This is a genomic window from Leptolyngbya sp. FACHB-671 (genome assembly GCF_014695745.1).
Lineage (GTDB): Bacteria > Cyanobacteriota > Cyanobacteriia > Elainellales > Elainellaceae > JAAUTN01.
In genome coordinates this window covers 1-3621 of sequence record NZ_JACJOV010000083.1, presented here as the reverse complement: position 1 = coordinate 3621, position 3621 = coordinate 1, and the positions used below count along the sequence as shown (strand labels likewise).

The 3621-nt window shown below is 47.8% G+C and carries 4 protein-coding genes and 1 pseudogene; 4 read left to right on the top strand and 1 reads right to left on the bottom strand.

Annotated features, from left to right (window positions below; genetic code table 11):
* Positions 1 to 625, top strand: a 625-nt coding sequence (locus H6F93_RS10820) for a hypothetical protein (protein ID WP_524537927.1), incomplete at its 5' end; no start/stop codon positions are given.
* A gap of 391 nt (positions 626 to 1016) precedes the next feature.
* Here the strand turns inward: H6F93_RS10820 and H6F93_RS10815 are convergent.
* Positions 1017 to 1700: pseudogene (locus H6F93_RS10815) on the bottom strand (class I SAM-dependent methyltransferase).
* Positions 1701 to 1738: 38 nt separating this feature from the next.
* Between H6F93_RS10815 and H6F93_RS35750 the strand changes: the two are divergent.
* The 3 genes from H6F93_RS35750 (at position 1739) to H6F93_RS10800 (ending at position 3435) form a co-directional block, all read left to right on the top strand.
* A complete protein-coding gene (locus H6F93_RS35750) occupies positions 1739 to 2371 on the top strand; it encodes a hypothetical protein (protein WP_524537926.1) in 633 nt (210 codons plus the stop codon).
* A 221-nt stretch (positions 2372 to 2592) separates the two neighbouring features.
* A complete protein-coding gene (locus tag H6F93_RS35745; protein ID WP_524537928.1) occupies positions 2593 to 2970 on the top strand; it encodes a YhaZ family DNA alkylation repair protein in 378 nt (125 codons plus the stop codon).
* Between the two features lie 117 nt (positions 2971 to 3087).
* On the top strand, positions 3088 to 3435 hold the full coding sequence (locus H6F93_RS10800) for a hypothetical protein (RefSeq protein WP_190680577.1): 348 nt from the start codon (positions 3088 to 3090) through the stop codon (positions 3433 to 3435).
* Positions 3436 to 3621 lie beyond the last annotated feature (186 nt).

Below are 3621 nucleotides of genomic sequence, written 5' to 3'. Positions count from 1 at the left end.
CAAAGAGGTTGCAGATTCGACTGGCATTATAGCCGAGGAAATTTCAACTGTATTATCTACTGTGCTTCGCCGTCTAGAACGTGGACAACAGATCAATCAACTCACCTCCTTATTAGCTGTCACCTCCGAAAAGCAACAGCAGGGATTACAACAGTTAGACATTAGTGAAACGGAGACAGCGCTTCTACTCTCTTTACTTGATTTAGGTCTAAATCCAGCCTCAGTGAAGGCAAACCTACTCTCAATGCTGGCTTTATCCTCTGACTTGAAGAAAGCAATTCGGGAACAGGGGTTGAAAGGTGCTCATGCTTTGGCGTTAGCCAGCCTATCTGCTAAAACTCTGAAAATTGCAGAACGTCAGGCGACAAAAGAACGCCTTGCTGCGACCCAAGCGGTGATTGAGCAAGATTTAACCGTTGCGAAAACTCGTGAACTGGTTGCTCAGGTTAAGGCAAAGTATCTAAGCCCTAAACCCATTGAGTCAAAAGAAATTACAGTCGCGGCAAAGGGACTTGAAAAACTATCACATGACATTATGAAAACCACGAATCAAGAACAGCTTGTGGTGTTGCGTCAAATCCTCCAGCAAAAACTTGCAGAAATTGAGGCGATCCTAGCAGAGTAGACTAACAAAATGGTACCTAAACTCCTCAAACCAGAACTACTCACCTCATTGGACAACAACTAGGCTTCTTCTCATAACAAATCGAGATTTCGATCGCAAAACGATAGGAGAGCTGAAGCATTTAGGACATAAGTAATTGGGGCGCTAGACAGCAAAAAATTATCAGCCTTTCGCTGTGAAGGTTCTGCCTTTACTGGGGTTTGTCCAAAGATGTACTTGGACGAGGTAATTTACCAACGCTGCGTTGGTAAATTACCTGATAAGCCTACTACCACTGAAGTAGCCTGGAATGTAATTGAAGACAGTTGTCTCTGAATTTGAGGTCAACCGGGAACAATATTGCCTTGTGGACTAATAGCTCAAAATCTAGTGTTAGGTTTGCTCTGTTTGATTAAACTTTCACAGCATTAACTAGCCATACCCCTCGACTATCATCCTGGTCTGCTGTTTCAGTGCTAATTGGTAAAGACTTGGGATACCTACCATATCCTGCTTCGATGTCTTGCGGCTCAAACACTTCTGCAACCCACCCATATCTTGCCAGCAGTTGTTTCGGATTATCATCGCCGAACTGCCAATGCCGTACGACTCTGCCACGATCGGCTTTTCTCGCTCGCTGCCCAGCCAAAACTGATCCCACCTTGACTCCATCCATACCTAAAACGCTACCAGCAACGCTTAAATGGGAGAGGGACTGGAGTAGCAGGTGTACTTCTTTCTCCTGCAAATACATCACCACTCCTTCTACTAACCAAATAGTTGGCACTGTAGTCTGATACCCAGCATCAAGGATGGCTGTTGTCCATTTCGCATTTGGAGCAGCCAGATCTCCAGATACAGGTCGATAGATACAAGCTGGGGTAACGCCTTGCAAAACTTGGGCTTTGTACTGCAACACCTCCGGGCAATCCACTTCATACACGGTCGTACTATATGCCCATGCCAATCAATACGCCCTTGTGTCGAGTCCCGCTCCCAGGATAACCACTTGGTTGTACTCAGCCAGCGTCGAGTTGAGGAGGTCATCCATAAGTTTTGTGCGAACCGTAATGTAGCGAGTTCGTTTGGTAATCACTTGCCGGATTGCTTTACCATTTCAAGCAAAGGTTAGCCATGGTTGCCCGATCAGCAACTTTGCCCTACAGGGTCAAACTTATCACTTTATTGGTCGTTCAAAAGGAGTTGTTTTTGGCTGAACCCCTTAGAAACCGATTTGGAATCGAGATACCCCGAAGAATAGCTGCAATGATTGCTGGGGTAACTCCTAACTTCTCGACAGCAGCCTTTCTGAACGAGGTACTCGATGGATATGATGACCTGGACTTGACGCCACGGGGATGGAAAATCGCGGAGGCACTGCATCATCATTTACCTCACAGCTATGAAGAAGCTGCCAGTATTCTGATTGCTGCGTTGGGTCCGAAACTCGAAGGAACAAGAGAGTTTGGGATGGCTCCCTTCCTCTACCTGCCTCATGTTCTGTTCGTTGCAAAATATGGGCTTGAGCATTTTGAGATTTCGATGCAGACTCAGTATGAGTTAACGCAACGATTCACGGCTGAGTTTAGTATTCGCCCGTTTTTAGAACGGTATCCCGAAGCGACCCTAGCACGTCTGAAAATATGGCACAAGACCCGAGCGCCCATGTGCGCCGCTTGGTCTCCGAAGGCAATCGGGGACGAGTGCCTTGGGCACCTCGTTTGCGAGAATTCCAGAAAAATCCCTACCCCGTCCTGGAATTGCTAGAACTGCTCAAAGATGATCCCGAACTTTATGTACGCCGTTCTGTTGCCAATAATTTGAACGACATCGGCAAGGATCATCCGTCATTACTAGTGGAAATCGCTCGCCGCTGGTTGGTCAATGCAACCCATGAACGGCGCTGGTTGATTCGTCACGCACTGCGATCAGCTATAAAGCGAGCTGACTCCGAAGCGATCGCCGCTTTGGGTTTTAGTGATGGAGCAATGGTATCAATTAGCAAAGTTAGCATTACACCTCAGCAAGTCGTGATTGGGGGTTTTGTTTCCATTGCCTTTGAAGCCACAAACACAAATTCTGGGCATCAGCGACTTTTGCTCGATATTCGGATTCATTTTGTGAAAGCAAATGGCAAGACAAGCCCCAAGGTTTTCAAGTTGAAGACCGTTGAACTTGCACCGGGGGAAACGATACAACTGGGTAAATCAATCTCCCTGGCGGATATGACAACCCGTAAGCATTACCCTGGAACCCATCAAGTAGAAATCCTATTGAATGGGCGAAAGATTCCTTTAGGTTCATTTGAATTAATGGGGACAATACCACCCAATGATGCTCATGTCCTAAACAACCTTGAGATTTGATTGGCTTGTTTGCCATCAACCACCCAACTTTGCAGTTTTGTAAGCGAAGGAACAAAAGTACACTGCCGTGCGACGTTACCAGTCAATCGAGGAGGAACAATGAACAGGAATAACACGATGTATCGAGTTGCCGCCAGTGTCGCGATCGCGACAGCACTCATCTTGGTCTGGCTTAGTCTCGGTGTCGGCATCATCGGGAAGGATGGCGACCTTGCCAACCTGATGTACTTCGGGGTGCTTGCCGTCGGAATCATCGGCTCCCTCATTGCACGCTTTCGACCCCGTGGAATGTCCCGTGCGCTGTTTGCCACAGCACTTGCTCAGAAATCAGTCGCTACGGTCGCGCTGACCGCGCAATTAAGTTACCCATGGAGCGGACCGCTAGAGCTTACAGTTCTGAATGGATTCTTTATCGCACTGTTCGTCGGTTCGGCGTGGCTGTTCCGTCGTGCCGCACGTGGGTGAGCCGAATGATGCGGGCAATGCACTGACCGATTCTACAATTAACCATCTAGTCAAGCTGGTCAGTTGCCTTGAGAAACGCTCGCTTCGCAGCTAGTTTGTTCTTGCGGTTGGTGTAGCGCTTAAAACTGCGGATGTCCCGATGCCGTGATAGCTCCATCGCCAGCGCTGTGTCCATCTCCAACTTGA